This is a genomic window from Proteus sp. PR00224, assembly GCF_016238105.1.
GTDB lineage: Bacteria > Pseudomonadota > Gammaproteobacteria > Enterobacterales > Enterobacteriaceae > Proteus.
Genome location: NZ_JAEHQU010000005.1, coordinates 88176 through 104830, shown reverse-complemented (window position 1 = coordinate 104830; position 16655 = coordinate 88176). Strand labels below are relative to the sequence as shown.

General features: G+C 37.6%; 12 protein-coding genes and 1 pseudogene. 7 read left to right on the top strand and 6 right to left on the bottom strand.

Features of this window, described 5'->3' with window-relative positions:
• Position 1: 1 nt before the first annotated feature.
• The 6 genes and pseudogenes from parC to JEP71_RS10560 all read left to right on the top strand — a co-directional run.
• A pseudogene (gene parC, locus JEP71_RS10580) lies at positions 2 to 2182 on the top strand (DNA topoisomerase IV subunit A); the annotation flags it as partial.
• A gap of 51 nt (positions 2183 to 2233) precedes the next feature.
• Positions 2234 to 2959, top strand: a complete 726-nt coding sequence (locus JEP71_RS17750; RefSeq protein ID WP_406588771.1) for a DNA gyrase C-terminal beta-propeller domain-containing protein — start codon at positions 2234 to 2236, stop codon at positions 2957 to 2959.
• A 64-nt stretch (positions 2960 to 3023) separates the two neighbouring features.
• A complete protein-coding gene (locus JEP71_RS10575; RefSeq protein WP_198620765.1) occupies positions 3024 to 3773 on the top strand; it encodes a 1-acylglycerol-3-phosphate O-acyltransferase in 750 nt (249 codons plus the stop codon).
• A 387-nt stretch (positions 3774 to 4160) separates the two neighbouring features.
• On the top strand, positions 4161 to 5582 hold the full coding sequence (gene ftsP, locus JEP71_RS10570; protein ID WP_198620766.1) for a cell division protein FtsP: 1422 nt from the start codon (positions 4161 to 4163) through the stop codon (positions 5580 to 5582).
• Positions 5583 to 6033: 451 nt separating this feature from the next.
• Positions 6034 to 9264 (top strand): autotransporter Pta, encoded by a 3231-nt coding sequence (gene pta / locus JEP71_RS10565; RefSeq protein ID WP_198626204.1) that lies wholly within the window; start codon positions 6034 to 6036, stop codon positions 9262 to 9264.
• A 108-nt stretch (positions 9265 to 9372) separates the two neighbouring features.
• Positions 9373 to 10509 carry a hypothetical protein gene (locus JEP71_RS10560; RefSeq protein ID WP_198626203.1) on the top strand — a complete coding sequence of 379 codons (1137 nt, stop codon included), beginning with the start codon at positions 9373 to 9375 and terminating at the stop codon, positions 10507 to 10509.
• A gap of 50 nt (positions 10510 to 10559) precedes the next feature.
• Here JEP71_RS10560 and JEP71_RS10555 read toward each other — a convergent pair whose 3' ends face one another.
• A complete protein-coding gene (locus JEP71_RS10555; protein WP_109373076.1) occupies positions 10560 to 11174 on the bottom strand; it encodes a LysE family translocator in 615 nt (204 codons plus the stop codon).
• A gap of 175 nt (positions 11175 to 11349) precedes the next feature.
• Between JEP71_RS10555 and folA the strand changes: the two genes are divergently transcribed.
• Positions 11350 to 11835: a type 3 dihydrofolate reductase gene (gene folA, locus JEP71_RS10550; protein ID WP_088494660.1), complete on the top strand. Its 486-nt coding sequence runs from the start codon at positions 11350 to 11352 to the stop codon at positions 11833 to 11835.
• A gap of 438 nt (positions 11836 to 12273) precedes the next feature.
• Here the strand turns inward: folA and apaH are convergent, their stop codons facing one another.
• From apaH to surA, 5 genes are read right to left on the bottom strand one after another with little or no spacing between them, the layout of a single operon-like run.
• The gene (gene apaH / locus JEP71_RS10545) at positions 12274 to 13095 is read right to left on the bottom strand and encodes a bis(5'-nucleosyl)-tetraphosphatase (symmetrical) ApaH (RefSeq protein ID WP_198620961.1); all 822 of its coding nucleotides are present in this window, start codon (positions 13093 to 13095) and stop codon (positions 12274 to 12276) included.
• A 2-nt stretch (positions 13096 to 13097) separates the two neighbouring features.
• A complete protein-coding gene (apaG, locus tag JEP71_RS10540; RefSeq protein ID WP_006535978.1) occupies positions 13098 to 13475 on the bottom strand; it encodes a Co2+/Mg2+ efflux protein ApaG in 378 nt (125 codons plus the stop codon).
• 25 nt (positions 13476 to 13500) lie between these two features.
• On the bottom strand, positions 13501 to 14319 hold the full coding sequence (gene rsmA / locus JEP71_RS10535) for a 16S rRNA (adenine(1518)-N(6)/adenine(1519)-N(6))-dimethyltransferase RsmA (RefSeq protein WP_156734007.1): 819 nt from the start codon (positions 14317 to 14319) through the stop codon (positions 13501 to 13503).
• Positions 14312 to 15310, bottom strand: a complete 999-nt coding sequence (gene pdxA / locus JEP71_RS10530) for a 4-hydroxythreonine-4-phosphate dehydrogenase PdxA (protein ID WP_198620960.1) — start codon at positions 15308 to 15310, stop codon at positions 14312 to 14314. The genes rsmA and pdxA overlap by 8 nt, the downstream gene beginning before the upstream one ends.
• Positions 15300 to 16637: a peptidylprolyl isomerase SurA gene (gene surA, locus JEP71_RS10525; RefSeq protein WP_198620959.1), complete on the bottom strand. Its 1338-nt coding sequence runs from the start codon at positions 16635 to 16637 to the stop codon at positions 15300 to 15302. Before surA ends, pdxA begins: the two co-directional genes overlap by 11 nt.
• Between the last annotated feature and the right edge of the window lie 18 nt (positions 16638 to 16655).

The following is a 16655-nucleotide window of genomic DNA, read 5'->3' as shown; positions in this document are numbered from 1 at the left end:
AATGAGTGAATTGACTCATGATGGTGTAGAGCGCCAACCGCTCCACTTATTTACAGAAAATGCCTATCTCAACTACTCCATGTACGTCATTATGGATCGTGCATTACCTTTTATTGGAGATGGGCTAAAACCCGTACAACGTCGCATCGTTTATGCGATGTCAGAGCTTGGCTTAAGTAATAACGCTAAATTTAAAAAATCAGCCCGTACTGTGGGTGACGTGCTAGGTAAATATCACCCGCATGGTGATAGTGCATGTTATGAAGCAATGGTACTTATGGCTCAGCCGTTCTCTTACCGTTATCCGTTAATTGATGGACAAGGTAACTGGGGTGCGCCGGATGATCCAAAATCTTTCGCCGCGATGCGTTATACCGAATCACGTCTTTCTAAATATTCACAAACATTATTGAGTGAGTTAGGACATGGTACGGTAGATTGGATCCCTAACTTTGACGGCACGATGCAAGAGCCGAAAATGTTGCCTGCACGCTTACCTAATATCGTGCTTAATGGCACAACGGGTATTGCTGTTGGGATGGCAACGGATATTCCACCTCACAATGCGCGTGAAATAGGGCAAGCTTTAGTGATGCTTTTAGATAATCCTGATGCAGGATTATCTGACGTAATGCAATATGTTCAAGGCCCTGATTATCCGACTGAAGCTGAAATTATTACGGCTCAAGACGATATCAAGAAGATTTATAAAACAGGGCGTGGTTCTGTCAGAATGCGTGCTGTTTGGCAAAAAGAAGAGGGATGTGCAGTGATCACTGCATTGCCTCATCAAGTTTCTGGCGCCAAAGTACTTGAGCAAATCGCAGCATTGATGCGTGCCAAAAAACTGCCTTTAGTTGAAGATTTACGTGATGAATCTGATCATGAAAATCCTACTAGACTTGTTATTGTTCCTCGTAGTAATCGTGTTGATTTAGAACAAGTCATGTACTACTTGTTTGTGAATACTGACTTGGAGAAAAGTTATCGCGTTAACCTGAATATGATTGGGTTAGATAACCGTCCAGCAGTAAAAGGACTACTAACTATTTTAAACGAATGGTTAGTTTATCGTCGCCAAACAGTGACAAACCGCTTAAATCATCGTTTAGAGAAAGTTTTACGCCGCTTAGAAATCCTCAAAGGTTTATTAATTGCTTATCTCAATATTGATGAAGTGATTGAAATTATTCGTCATGAAGATGAACCCAAAGCAGAATTAATGCGTCGCTTTGAGTTATCTGATATTCAAGCTGAAGCTATTTTAGAACTACGTTTGCGTCATTTAGCCAAACTTGAAGAGATGAAACTAAAAGGCGAAAGTGATGAGCTTGAAAAAGAACGCGACAGCATTGAGAAATTGTTAAGTTCACCACGCCGTTTAAATACTTTACTGAAAAAAGAGATTGAAGCCGACGCGAAAGAATTTGGTGATGATCGACGCTCACCTATTCGCCCTCAAGAAGAGGCGAAAGTGGTGAATGAACAAGATATGTTGCCATCAGAGCCTGTGACTATTGTGTTGTCTGAAATGGGCTGGGTACGTAATGCAAAAGGGCATGATATTGATCCTAGTGGCATGAGTTATCGCGCAGGGGATAGTTATCACAGTGCAGTACGAGGCATGAGTAATCAGCCTGTTCTGTTCCTTGATTCCACAGGTCGAAGCTATACCTTAAGTCCAAATGATATGCCTTCAGGACGTAGCCAAGGCGAACCACTAACCGGTAAGTTAACTTTCCCACCTGAAGCCAGCGTGAAATACATGTTAGCGGGAAGTGCTGGACAAGAATATTTATTGGCAACAAAAGAAGGTTATGGTTCGGTTCTCTCTTACGATGAGATGGAAACGAAGAATAAGACAGGTAAAGGGCTACTCACTGTTTCTGAAGAGACTGAATTATTAGCACCGCTCTTAGTTGATCCTCAAAAGAAAAATGAGCAACACTGGTTTATTATCATCACTGACAAAACACGTATTTTAGCCATTTCAGCAGAACAACTGAATGAAATGAATAAAAAAGGGCGTGGTACGCGTCTTGTTGCTTTAGGAAAAGAGCAAGGCGATGTGATTGAACAAATGCTGTTTGCACCTAAAGATGAAGCATTAATCTTTACTGTTGATGGTCAGCAAGAAGTGCTTAAAGCAGAAGAGATCAACTATTTTAGTGGTAATGCGGGTGATGAACCTATTCCGTTAAAACATCTACATCCTGAAGCTGTTACCGTCATTATGTCTGAAAAAGGGCTTATTCGTTGCCAAAAAGGACATAACATTGATGCAAAATCGGCTGGTTTTAAATCTGGTGATGACTATTTTGATGCCGTTGAAGGTATGAGTAATCAACCAGTACACTTAATTGATACCACAGGTCAAAGCTATACCGTTGATGTTGATGCATTACCTTCTGGTCGTAGCAAAGGCGATGCGCTAACTGAACGATTAAAAGTTCAGAAAGGTGCGCAATTACGTCATGTTGTTATGGGCGAAAATACCGATAAGATCTTAATGGCATCTGATGCTGGTTATGGTTTTATCTGTCAGGTTGATGATTTAACTTCTAAAAATAAAGCAGGAAAATCACTACTGACTTTACCTGAAAATGCATTACCATTACCGCCACAACGCTTGAATAATGAGCTCACTGATCTCATTATGATCATTACTAAAGGCGGTAGAATGCTGATTTTTGAAGCAGCAGAATTACCAACTATGGTAAAAGGAAAGGGAAATCAGATGGTTTCTATTCCAGCTTCACAAGCAGCAAGTGGTGAGGATAACGTCGCTTGGTTACGAGTATTACCTGAAAATGCCTCTGTTACCCTGCATTTTGGTAAACGTAAAATGACAATGTCGATGAATGAGTTAGTTAGCTTTAAAGCAAAACGTGGACGTCGAGGAACCTCTTTACCTCGCGGTGCTCAAGTTATCGATCATATTGATATTGAAACAAATTAAATCTAATACTTAATTGATATTGAGTGGGTCTGTTGACCCACTTCTATTTAGGACGCTAAAACTTATGTTAGCCATTATTCGAGGCATCATTGTCATTCTTTACACCATTATTGTGGTGACGTTTGGAATGATTTATTGCATGTTTTCACCAAGAAATCCTAAACATGTAATGACTTACGGACGCTTATTCGGCAAGTTATCTACTGTTTTTGGGATTAAACTCGTTGAGCGTTTTCCAAAAGAAGCGGAAAGCTATGGCCCAAGTATTTATATCGGAAACCATCAAAACAATTTTGATATGGTGACGATGTCAAATGCGGTACAACCTAATACCGTAACAGTGGGTAAAAAAAGCTTAATTTTTATTCCTTTCTTTGGTCAGTTGTATTGGATAACGGGTAATATTTTGATTGATAGAGCAAATCGCTCTAAAGCGCATGGCACTATTTCACAAGTTGCCGATCAAATTAAATCGAAGAAGATTTCTGTTTGGATGTTTCCTGAAGGAACTCGTAGCCGTGGTCGCGGCCTTTTACCGTTTAAAACAGGGGCGTTCCATGCGGCCATTCAAGCTGGTGTGCCTATTATTCCTGTTTGTGTTTCTACAACACAGGGTAAAATTAAGCTAAATCGTTGGAACAATGGTTACGTTATTGTTGAAATGTTGCCTCCAATTGATGTTTCAAAATACGGCAAAGATCAAGTTCGAGAATTAGCAGAAGATTGTCGTCAAATTATGAAAGCGAAAATCGAAGAGCTAGATAAAGAAGTTGAAGAAATGAATAAGCGTGATTTTCCCGGTAAATTAAATTAATACTTATTTAGTTTCTTTGTTAGTACGAATATAAGCCTGATTTTCATATACTCGTCATACTTCAAGGTGCAACGTTGTTGACTATGCTCATTCGCACTAGTCACATACTTATGTATGCTCCTAGCGAATCATTCACTTGTCGCCTAGTTGCACCTTGAATTATTTAGAGTATATATTTTTATGTATTCCAGTTGTTCCCTAGCTGCATTTTGAATTATTTAGTGTGCTGGTTATCAACTATTTTTAGGATTTATGTCACATCCGCGCTATTATGCTCCCGTAATTTCATTTAAGTCCTTTTGTCTTTAAATCACAGCAGCTTTTTTTTCCTGTCACAGCATTTTTGATTATGCGATAGGAATATTTGTACTTTGTTGCGGAGAAAGTATGTCATTTAGTCGTCGCCAGTTTATTCAGGCTTCAGGCTTAGCGGTATGTCTGGGCTCTATATCTTCTTCTGTTCGTGCTGAATCAGTCAATGATAAACAATTACCTATACCGCCATTGTTGGAATCTCGTCGTGGTCAGCCGCTGTTTTTGACGTTGCAAAATGTTCATTGGGCGTTTAATGGTACGCAAAAAGCGGAAGTTTGGGGGATCAATGGCTCAACTCCGGGACCGACAATCAAAGTCAAAAGTGGCGATGATATAAAACTTATTTATAGTAACCGCCTTAATGAAGCGGTATCAATGACGGTAAGCGGCTTATTAGTTCCGGGTACACAAGTCGGTGGCGCGGCAAGATTAATGTCACCTGGTGCTTACTGGTCGCCAGTATTGCCTATTCGTCAGAAAGCAGCCACATGTTGGTATCACGCCAATACTCCCTTTAAAATGGCACCTCATGTTTATAATGGGTTGGTGGGAATGTGGATTGTGGAAGATGAAGAGAGCAAATCCCTACCTTTACCAAAACATTATGGAGTGAATGACTTTCCGATCATTATTCAAGATAAGCGGATTGATAATTTTGGTACACCACAATACGACAAAGAAGCCGCTAGTGATGGTTTCTATGGTGATACATTGCTAGTCAATGGACGTGAAGATCCTTATATTGAAGTCTCTAGAGGTTGGATCCGCTTACGTTTAGTCAATGCATCTAATGCTCGTCGTTATGAGCTAACCGCAAATGATGGTCGTTCACTTTACCTTATCGCCTCTGATCAAGGTCTATTAACATCACCCGTTGAGTTGAAATCAATTCCTATGGCTCCGGGCGAGAGACGCGAAATATTGGTGGATATGTCTGAAGGGAGTGAAGTCACAATTACCGCAGGGCAAAGTGCGGGTTTTATGGATAGACTTCGCGGTATTTTTGAACCTTCAGATTTACTACGTAATGCCAATATACTAACCATTAAACCAACTGGGTTAATGTCATTAGTAACAGACAAAGCACCTGCACAATTAGCGGTAGATGACACACAAATTACCACCTCTATTCAGCCTAGAACCATTCAACTGCATAACAGTCCTCCGGGAATAAACAATGCTCGTTGGGAGCTTTCAAGAATTGATTTAGTCGGTAAGCAAAATGGGTGGGAGCGTTGGCTTGTAACAGTACCGACGCCGCAACCATTCCATATTGAAGGTGCCCGTTTTAAAGTGATTAACCATAATGGTCAGAAACCCGCACCTGCAGATTTTGGCTGGAAAGATACTGTTTGGATCGAAAGCCAAAGTGAATTGCTGGTGGAATTAAAACAACCTTCTTATTCGCATTTTCCTTTTCTATATTACAGTCAGTTATTAGAAAATGCAGATAAAGGTATGGTAGGACAAATGGAAGTTACACCTTTAGAATAAAAACTAAGTAGTAACACCAAATTAAAAGGAAAACAGTATTTTTAAAATAAAGATACTGTTTTTTTATATCAAAAATAATGTGGATTATATTTTTTAGACTAAAGTTAAATAGAGAAAAATATTCTCAAAAAAAATGTTAATCAATTTGATATTTTTGTTTATTTATTTAAGTTCTCTTTATTAAGTTGATTTAAATATTGTCATTAATGAGGTTAATATTGAAATAGGTTAATTTTGGTTGTTTGTAATATAATAACAAGTGATCTAATTTTGTTTAATCTATCTATTAATTTGTGATTACGTAGTCAATCTATCTATTTTTGTGGCATGAAAACCTATTTTTGAGATGCCCTTCAAGTAATTATTTCTCTAGAAACTAGAGAATCTTTGCGTCTTTTATTTTTGATCCTTAATTAATGTTATTAAATTTTAATATAACTGAAGGTACAGAATGAACAAAGAAATAGCTTTAAGTCATCATCACAAAATGAATAAAAAAAATAAAATAAATAATAATATATTTCAACTTTCCATTGTTGCATCAGCACTTCTTTTTTCTGGATATTCCGTAGCATATTCAGAAGCTGGGCAATTAGGAGATACCAAAAGTTGGGAAAGCCAAGAATATCAAAAAGACTGGGGGCTGGCTGCCATGAATGCCTCTAGTGCTTATGCACTTGGTTTTCATGGGCAGGGTGCCAAAATCGGTGTAATGGACTCAGGTGCATTATTATCACATGAAGAGTTAAGTGGTTCACGTTTTCATGCGGTGAAAGCCAAAGGTCAATATGGCTCAACAGGGATGCGTTATCCTCAAGAAATGGGGGGGCATTATGAAAAAGGTCAAGCCTTTGATGTTGATGGAGGTTGGATCAAAGGTGTGAATGATACACATGGTACGCACGTTACAGGAACAGTCGGTGCTAACCGTGACGGTAATGGCATGCATGGGGTTGCGTGGGGTTCTGATGTTTATTTAGGAAATACTGGCGCAACAGATAGCAATAACTACGGCCCTTATCAAGATTACACTTATTTCTACACTGGCTGGAAAGCGATGGTAGATGCAGGGGCGCAGGTAATTAATAACAGTTGGGGAACAAACCCTCGAATTGTTAATACTATTCCAACTAAAGGTCCTGATGGGGGGAATACCACTGTACACATGCCTGTTGATACCACAGCGCAAACTGAATACGAATATTTTTATTTCAAGAAAGTTTATGGTGATAAACCTTCTTTTGTTGATGCCGCTTATGATGCTGTAAAAGGGACTAATACCGTACAAGTATTCACAACGGGTAATCGTGACTTTGCCCAGCCTTATTATCGTCCTCTTTATCCTTATTTTAATCCAGAAGCAGAAAAGCATTGGATTGCAGTCGCTGGTCTTGAACAAACCGCAGATAAATCGGGGTATCAATTAATTAAAGTCTTCAATGAAGCGGGTAATGCGAAATGGTGGACGGTTGTTGCACCGGGTCGTGCTATTTATTCTTCAGTTGTTGATGAAGAAGGTAACGCAGGCTGGAATACCTTTAGTGGTACATCAATGGCGGCGCCTCATGTTACTGGTGCGATGGGGGTATTAATGTCACGTTATGCATCAATGAATGCAATGCAAGTACGTGATGTGATGTTTACAACGGCTAATCACCGTAATCCAGATGGCTCTTTATATGATAGCTGGACTGCGGCGGAAGGCACTCCTGATGTGCGTTATGGTTGGGGTACACCGGATTTAGATAAAGGCATGTATGGACCGGGTCAATTCTTAGGTAAATTTGAGTATGACCTAAGCATGACGCCACTTGATGTATGGACAAATGATATCTCACAAGTAGCTTTAGATTTACGTGAACAAGAAGATCTTGCCTGGTTAAATGAATATAAAGACAAAGGCATTGCTGCGGGAGGTGACTACAATTTAGGCACTGATTTTGTTATCAATGATGGTAACTCAGATCCAACCTCACACATTGTCAGCAAAGAAGATGCTGAAAAATGGCGTAAAGAGTATTACCAAAAACGTGCTGATGCTATTCAGGCTAAAATTGACGCGGGTTTATATGACGGCGCTTTAGTTAAAAAAGGTGAAGGTACATTAGTGATGACTGGCGATAATACTTATCGCGGAGGTACAACAGTCGAACAAGGTACTTTATATGGCTTTACAGAATCATTTGGCACAGAAGCGATCAATGTGAATGGCGGCAAATTAAGTGTTATTGATCGCTATAACGATACTTTTACTCAAAAAGGTCAATTGGCCTCAAATGAAAGCCACAAAGCCAATATTAATATCAACGATAAAGGGACTTATTTAGTTACCGTTGGACATGATGTTAATGTTGGTGATATTGCACTCAACAAAGGCGCGAATTTAGACGTTGGTGCTGATAGTGAAGGGCAATTAAAAGATATCTACCTTAATAACACGGTCGCAACAGGTACAGTTAATGCAGACAATTTAGTTGATAATCGTGTTAAAACTAAAATGTTAGCGAATAACGATATTGCTTCAAATAATGATTATGCATTATTTGATAAAAATGTGTCTGTAAAAGACAACACCATTACAGGTACATTAAGTAAGAAAGAAAATACCTCACTGGCAACTTTTGCAAATAATGAAAATGGTCGCTCAATTGCTAATACTTTAGACAATACAGGCAGTGGTGATTTATTTAATGCAGTATTACCAATGAATGAAAGAGATCTGAATAAGACCTATGGATCATTAGGTAGTGATATGTATTTAAATGCCAATAGTGCGAGTGTGGTTAATGTTTTAGGGTTAACGCGGACAGTGAAAGATCAAGCTATGGGTATTGGTCAAGGTCGCTATGCTAAATTGGATAACAGCAACGCGCGTATTTGGATGACAGGTATTGGTCAATGGGGTAATGCTGATTATGGTCACAGCAATATGGATGTTGATTTCTATGTCGGCTTATTAGGCGCAGAAATTGATGTGACTGAAAATACTAAGGCGGGTCTGTTCTTTGGTGCGGGTTCAACCAAATATAAAGGTAATGAGCACGGTAAAATAGACAGCAACGATATTCATATTGGTGCTTACGGTGTGTCTAATTTGTATGACGTGGCTTCATTGAACTATGGTTTCACACATACTAACCAAGATAGAGATGCAAAAAGAACACTTTGGGTAGGACAAAATGCAGGTTATAACTCTACCAGTTATGATGCAAAAATTACTCAAATTTTCTTAGAGGGTGCTTATACTCAATTTAATACCAATCAGTATTCTATTGAACCATACGCAGGATTTAGCTGGTTACGTGTATCAACTGATGATATCAATGAGAATGTCGGTAATATGAAATTTACCACTAAGACAGACTCACAAGATATTCAAGTGGGTACTATCGGTTTACGTGGTGGCTATCCATTTATGGCAGGTAATATAAATATGGCATTAAAAGGCGATATTTCTGCAAGCCATCTGTTTGGTGATAATCGTCCTGAATCACGCCTCTTCTTATCAAATTCCGGTGATGCAACATTACGCGGTGGTAAGCTGGATAATTTATTTGGTGTTGGCTTAGGTGTTGATGCACAGTTAAGTAAATCAACGACTTTCGGACTTTCTTACCAAGGTCAATATAATAGTGATGTAAGTTCAAGTGGAATTAATGCAACATTGAAAATTAATTTCTAAATTGTATTAATTAATTTAAATATTAAAGCCCTTAGTAATAAGGGCTTTTTTTTTGTATGAAGATGCAGGTAAATAAAGGATTGTTTTATTATGAAATAAGGAGTCATTATGAATGTAAATGATACACGTATCCAAACTACACCAATAACATACTGCAATATAGATAAAAAAGAAAAACATAAAATAAAAAATGAAATTAATAGTATTTTAAATGGTTTTAGTAACTTTTATGTAGGGATGGAAAATAAAAGTTTTTTATCTAAAATATCTTTTTTTATAAAGAAAGTATTTAATTTAAAGACCGATTTAACTTTTTTGTTAGATAAAGGTCAACATGCTAAGTTAAACAATTTATCTACTTTTTTTTGTGGTGGTGAAAAAATAGAATTTAAGAATTATAAATTAATAAATTCTGACTTTGTTAGTTTTAAAAGAGAGTTATTAGATTCGTTCTTTTTAAGTTTAAATACTGCAATAAAAAATGATTGTCATGATTATGCCAAGAGACTAATACAAAATTATCTCTATAAAAAACCAAAAACAAAAGGAGATTTTATTGTTATGCTCAGCATCTCTTTCGATATAATTAATAATTATCAAAAAGAAAAATTTGAACAATTGAATAGGCATAGTTCAGAATGTGATAGTACGTTAAATTATATTAAATTTAACTATAAACAACATATTGATATGGCATTGAATTATGCTTGTAAAGAGATTGATGAAAAAAAATCTAATAAGTTAGGTAATTCAATAATGTATTTTGTTAATACAATGCATGATATTTACTCTATGGAAATGGAGAAGAATTTTATTATAAATATAGCTAAGTGTTTTATGGATAAAGTAGTGAAGTATAATGTTGGAAATTATAATAATGATAGTTTTAGAAAGTTGATAATAAATCTCTTAGTAAATAAATTAAAGAATAATGAAGGTATTAAGGCGTTTTTAGATAATATGCTTAGTTCAGGGGTGTTAGAATATGATGACATTATTAAAGAAAAAGAAAAAACAGCAGAGGATAGATTTTTTATATCTGAATATAATCGAAAAATGAAAAATTATTTTTTTGAAAATATAATCAATTTTGAAATGAAAAATAATATTGCAAATATTATTAGAGATAATTATGAATTTATTTTAAACCAAATGAAAAATAAGTCTAATTATCTTGAGAATGAAATGGTTTTACTAGATATTATTGATTATTTAAAGAGTGAGAATGATTGGAATTTAAATTAATTATAAATGAGTTATACCTCTTTAATAAATCTTACTAAAGAGGTTTTTATTTAACTCAACGCGACTTTAATCCCCAAACCAATCAGTACCACACCTAGCACTTTATCAATGCTTTTTTGGATTTTATTGAGCATTTTTCTGACTGGCGCACTTTGGATTAATAGAACCAATAAAGGCCAATAGACTAAAGCTAAACCCCAAATAATAAAGGCATACCACAATTTTTCACCGATGCTGGAATCAACACTTAATACTTGAGTGAAAACGGCAAGGAAGAACAAGGTGGCTTTAGGGTTAAGTAAATTGCAGAGAAAACCTTGCATAAAGGCTTTTTTAAAGCTGATTTGTGAATGTTGTGCTGCTTTTTCATCAATCGAATGATTAGATTTTGAGAGTAAGCTCTGAAAACCAATCCACAGTAAATAAGCGGCTCCAGCATATTTTAAGATGGAAAAAAGCCAAGGTGTTGTGGTGATAAGCACAGCAATACCTGCAACACAATATGACATATGCACAAGTAATGCAGCTACAATACCCATTGCGGTCATCATTGCCGCAGAACGTTGATAACGCGCAGCATTTTTTACAACGAGAAAAAAGTCAGGGCCTGGTGAGATCATACCAAGTAAAGCAATTGTAAAAACAACTAAAGAAGTTTCAAGCATAATAGCGCCTTGTATATAACAATATTATAATGATTGAATCTTATATGATTAAGTTAACATTTCGAGTATAAAGCAATTATTTATTATCAAGGAAGCATAATTTGTATCGACTCAGGTTTTAGCTTTACGTATAGTGTGAACAGTTTTTTTCCCATCTTTACCCGTAGGTGTGTAAATGAATATTAGTTTAATCGCAGCATTAGCGATGGATCGCATTATTGGTATGGAAAAGGCAATGCCTTGGACATTACCGGGTGACCTAGCATGGTTTAAAAAGAATACGCTAAATAAACCCGTTATTATGGGTCGGGTGACTTATGAGTCTATTGGACGTCCTTTACCGAATCGTCTTAATATTGTTTTAAGTAGCCAGCCAGGAACAGATAGCGATGTTGTTTGGGTTAAATCCGTAGAAGAAGCCTTGCAAGCTGCTGAAAATCATGAAGAAATTATGGTTATCGGTGGTGGAAAAGTGTATGAGCAATTTCTGCCTATGGCAAATACACTCTATTTAACTCATATCGATGCTGAAGTCATCGGTGATACAACATTCCCAGATTATGAGCCTGATGAGTGGGATTCTACCTTCATGGAATACCATGAAGCAGATGAAAATAACTCACATAACTACTGCTTCGAAATATTAAAAAGAAGAAAATAACAAGAATTAAATAAAAAGGGAGATTAAATATCTCCCTTTTTATTATTCCTATTTTATTAATATAAGAATAATAAAAAATAAGATTTATTATTCTAACTAAAATTTTTATTTATAAAGATTTATTTATTAAATGTAATCATTATTTATATTTTAATAAACTCATTTTATAAGAATAATATATGAGATATTAATCAATATAGCGATTTTTTATTCTCAATATTGTGTTTTTTTGCACTTATTTTTCTATGAAAAAAAATAACATATTGATTATTAATAGTTAAATTTAGAGATATTTTAAAGTGTTCGTTTTTGTATATAAAATGTTCTCTTTAGAATAAAAAAGAGTAATTTAGGTAATATGTGAGGATAAAACCCGCATAGCGCAAAAGGCAATGTGGCCATTTTTGCGCTTTAAGAAAGAAGGGGATAATAAGTGATTTATTTGGGAGCAGATAGGCTAGATTGAGTGAAATATTGTTTGTCTTCCCAACGTAAACAAGTGAGATCCCCACCCCAGCAACATCCTGTATCTAACGCATAAATATTATCAGGAGTGCCTTTCCCTTCAAGAGAGGCCCAATGCCCAAATATAATGCTATAGCCTTCAGGTAATTGGCTTGGCAAATCGAACCAAGGCTTTAATGGTGCAGGCGCGTCTTGTGGTTTATCTTTGCAAATCATATCAAGCTGACCATTAGGAAAGCAGTAACGCATACGAGTGAGTGCATTAGTACTAAAGCGTAATCGCGCTAGACCCGAAAGTTCTGGTGACCAGTTGTTTGGTAAATCACCATACATTGAGTTAATAAATAAAGGGTAGCTATCACTACTTAAAATAGCTTCGACTTCACGAGCGCACATTTGGGCTGTTTCTAAATCCCATTGTGGCGTGATCCCTGCGTGAGCCATGATGATTTTTTTGTCTTCATCAACTTGCAATACAGGTTGGCGTCTTAACCAATTAATTAATTCGTCTGCATCTGGCGCATTAAGTAAATCATTCAACTTATCTCTTGGTTTATTGCGGCTAATTTTTGCAAATACACCTAAAAGATGAAGATCATGATTGCCCAAGACGAGTTTAAGTGAAGTCCCTAAGCTTTTTACAAAGCGCAGTACTTCAAGAGAATCAGGGCCTCGTGCAACAAGATCACCCGTTAACCACAATGTGTCTTGTGCTGGATTGAAACTGACTTTATCAAGAAGGTGGCGCAGTTCATGGTAACAGCCATGAATATCACCAATTAAATAAGTTGCCATAGTTAGTTTATCAATGTTGGAAGTGCAAGGCGGAAAACAGGGATCTCTATTTGAAATAATCGACCATCAGTGTCAATCATTTCATAATGACCTTCCATTGTTCCCATTGGTGTTTCAAGAACGGCACCACTGGTATAGCGATATTGTGTGCCAGGTTCAATAAGCGGCTGTTCGCCAACAACACCTTCACCTCGAACTTCAGTGGTATTACCTTGTGCATTGGTGATCAACCAATAGCGGCGCAGGAGGCGAATTGCACATTTATTCAAATTATGAATTGATATGGTATAAGCAAAAACATATCGCTCATCTTCAGGGGAAGATTGGCTTTCAATGTAAACGCTTTGTACCTGTATCGCCACTTTTGATGAGGTAAACATAGTGCCTCCTGTCTCTGGCTTTATCTTATGCTTGTGAGTCTTGCTTTTGCGATAACCAGTTTGCCACTTTGCAGTATTGCTCAACAGAAATATTTTCTGCTCTTGCAGTTGGATCGATATCAAGAGCTATCATATCTTCTGCTGTGAGTAATCCACCTAAGCTATTACGTAGTGTTTTACGGCGTTGATTGAATGCTTGAGCGGTAATACGGCTAAGCATTGTAATATCCGTTACTGGGTATGGCTTTTCTTTGTAAGGGATCAAGCGAACAACCGCTGAATCAACTTTAGGTGCCGGTTTAAATGAAGTTGGTGGAACTTCAAGTACAGGGATGATTTGGCAATAATATTGCGCCATCACACTTAGGCGACCATAAGTTTTGCTGCCGTGACCAGCAACAAGGCGATTGACCACTTCTTTTTGCAACATAAATGTCATGTCAGAAATTGCGTCAGCAAAACTGAATAAGTGGAACATGAGTGGTGTAGAAATGTTATAAGGCAAGTTACCAAAAACACGCAGAGGCTGCTGACGCTCTTTTGCTAATTGCGCAAAATCAATCGTCATAGCATCTTGCTGAATAATGGTCAGCTTGTCTTTTAATGTAGGATGAACTTCTAAACGAGCGGCTAAATCACGGTCAATTTCTACAACCGTCATTTTATCCATTCTTGCGCCTACTGGCTCTGTAATTGCACCTAAACCAGGACCAATTTCAACAATGGCTTCACCAGGTTGAGGATAAATGGATTCAACAATACTTTCAATAATATAGCTGTCTGTTAAAAAGTTCTGCCCGAAGCGTTTGCGGGCAAAGTGCCCCTGATGGACTCTATTATTCATTACAATTTTGTATCATATTAATGGCTAAATTTAATGCGGTGCAAAAACTGCCAGCATCTGCGCTTTTCGTACCTGCAAGCTCAAGGGCGGTGCCATGATCAACAGAAGTACGGATAAAAGGAAGGCCGAGAGTTATATTCACGGCACGACCGAAACCTTCGTATTTTAGCACAGGTAATCCCTGATCGTGATACATCGCAAGTACCGCATCAGCATGTGTTAAATATTTAGGTTGGAATAAGGTATCAGCAGGATAAGGACCATGAAGATGAATGCCTTGCTGACGTAATTGTGTTAATGCAGGCTCAATAATATCAATTTCTTCACGTCCCATATGACCGCTTTCCCCTGCATGAGGATTAAGGCCACAAACATAAATTTGAGGTTCTGCTATACCAAATTTGGTTTTTAAATCGTGGTTTAAAATAGTGATAATTTCATGCAGAAGCTCACCTGTAATTGCATCCGCCACATCTCGTAATGGTAAATGTGTGGTTGCTAATGCGACTCTTAATGTATCTGTCGCCAGCATCATAACGACACGTTCACAGTGGCTACGATCAGCAAAAAATTCGGTGTGTCCTGTAAAATGCACACCTGCATCATTGATAATGCCTTTATGAACTGGTCCAGTCACGAGTGCCGAAAACTCACCATTTAGGCAACCATCACAAGCACGAGCTAATGTTTCTACAACGTATAAACCATTGCGTGCATCTAATGTACTTGGAATGACATTAGTGTGAAGTGCAATTGGGAGTACATAAATTTGGCTTGGTGTGTGTATTTGAGGTGGCGTAGCAGGATCGTATTCAACTAATGAAAGAGGCAGGTTTAACAATTCTGCTCTTGTTTTAAGTAACTGAGGATCAGCACAAACAACCCAAGGTAAATCCCAACTCATTTGTGCTAATGAGATAATAAGGTCAGGACCAACCCCGGCTGGTTCGCCGGGGGTGATAACAAGTGGTTTTATTTGCTTAGTTTGCATTATTCTCGTTCATTATTTTCACATAAGCCCCTACTCGTAGCTCTTGCATCCAGTTTTGTACTTCTTCATTAAATTTACGGTTGAAGAGTAAACGGTATGCTTGTTCTTTATTCGCGGCATCTGTTTTATCAACACTACGTGTGTCTTCTAATTCAATTAAATGCCAGCCAAAGTTTGAGCGAACAGGTTGGCTTAATTCGTTTTTATTTAAGCGCATCAACGCATCACGGAATGCCGGATCGTAAACATCAGGCATTGACCATCCTAACTCACCGCCGCGTAATGCTGAACCTGGATCTTCAGAGTACTCTTTTGCTGCATCAGCAAAGGTTATTTTACCACTGCGAATATCGGCAGAGATCTGCTGTAACTTGGCATAGGCTTGCTCATCATTCATGATTGGCGAGCTTTTTAGCAGAATATGACGGCTTTTCACTTCTGTAACAGAAAGGGTATTAGAACCACCACGAATATCGTTTACTTTGATAATGTGTAAGCCAACACCAGAGTGAAGAGGCCCTACGATTTGGCCTTTTTGCGCATTTGCTAATTCTTTTGCAAATAGTGTTGGTAATTCATCAATAGATGCCCAACCCATATTACCGCCATTTAAAGCTTGTGGATCAGCAGAATAAGTTGCAGCCAATTTACCGAAATCCGCACCATTTTTAAGCTGATTCATAATGCGAGCAATGACTTGCTTTGCTTTTTCCATTTCTGCTGGCGCAGGATTTTCTGATAATGGAATTAAGATATGGCTCAGGTTTAGATCAACACTTTGGCTTGCTTGACCTTCAATTTGCTTCGCAAGAGAATCAACTTCTTGAGGCAAAATAGTAATACGGCGACGCACTTCATTGTTGCGAACTTCAGCTAGCATCATCTCTTTACGGATATCTTGTCGATATTCGTTATAAGAAATCCCATCGCCAGCAAGACGCTTTTTCAGTTGCTCAAGAGAGAGTTTATTTTCAGCAGCAATACCCTGAATTGTAGATTCTACTGCGGCATCAGGAATATCAATTTGCATTTGCTGTGCCATTTGCAAAATGATGTTATCCATCACCAAACGCTCTAGAATTTGTTGGCGAAGAACTTGCTCATCAGGCATCTCTTGTCCCGCATTTTTTGCGTTCATTTTGACTGTCTGTAGCATTCTATTGACGTCACTTTCTAGAACGACACCGTTATTGACAATCGCCGATACACGGTTTAATTCTTGAGCAGCAAATGTTGTTGAGCTGGTGGCTGCACCGACCGTGATCATTAAGCCGATAAACAGCGTTTTCCAATTTTTCATAAGTTTCCCATTATGTATTTTCCGCATCTTATTGCGGGGTGACAT

Coding starts and splice junctions, on each gene's coding strand:
- rsmA (WP_156734007.1), bottom strand. CDS start 14,319: ATGAATAATAGAGTCCATCAGGGGCACTTTGCCCGCAAACGCTTCGGG.
- JEP71_RS10575 (WP_198620765.1), top strand. CDS start 3,024: ATGTTAGCCATTATTCGAGGCATCATTGTCATTCTTTACACCATTATT.
- apaH (WP_198620961.1), bottom strand. CDS start 13,095: ATGGCAACTTATTTAATTGGTGATATTCATGGCTGTTACCATGAACTG.
- pta (WP_198626204.1), top strand. CDS start 6,034: ATGAACAAAGAAATAGCTTTAAGTCATCATCACAAAATGAATAAAAAA.
- JEP71_RS10555 (WP_109373076.1), bottom strand. CDS start 11,174: ATGCTTGAAACTTCTTTAGTTGTTTTTACAATTGCTTTACTTGGTATG.
- apaG (WP_006535978.1), bottom strand. CDS start 13,475: ATGTTTACCTCATCAAAAGTGGCGATACAGGTACAAAGCGTTTACATT.
- JEP71_RS17750 (WP_406588771.1), top strand. CDS start 2,234: ATGTCTGAAAAAGGGCTTATTCGTTGCCAAAAAGGACATAACATTGAT.
- ftsP (WP_198620766.1), top strand. CDS start 4,161: ATGTCATTTAGTCGTCGCCAGTTTATTCAGGCTTCAGGCTTAGCGGTA.
- folA (WP_088494660.1), top strand. CDS start 11,350: ATGAATATTAGTTTAATCGCAGCATTAGCGATGGATCGCATTATTGGT.
- pdxA (WP_198620960.1), bottom strand. CDS start 15,310: ATGCAAACTAAGCAAATAAAACCACTTGTTATCACCCCCGGCGAACCA.
- surA (WP_198620959.1), bottom strand. CDS start 16,637: ATGCGGAAAATACATAATGGGAAACTTATGAAAAATTGGAAAACGCTG.
- JEP71_RS10560 (WP_198626203.1), top strand. CDS start 9,373: ATGAATGTAAATGATACACGTATCCAAACTACACCAATAACATACTGC.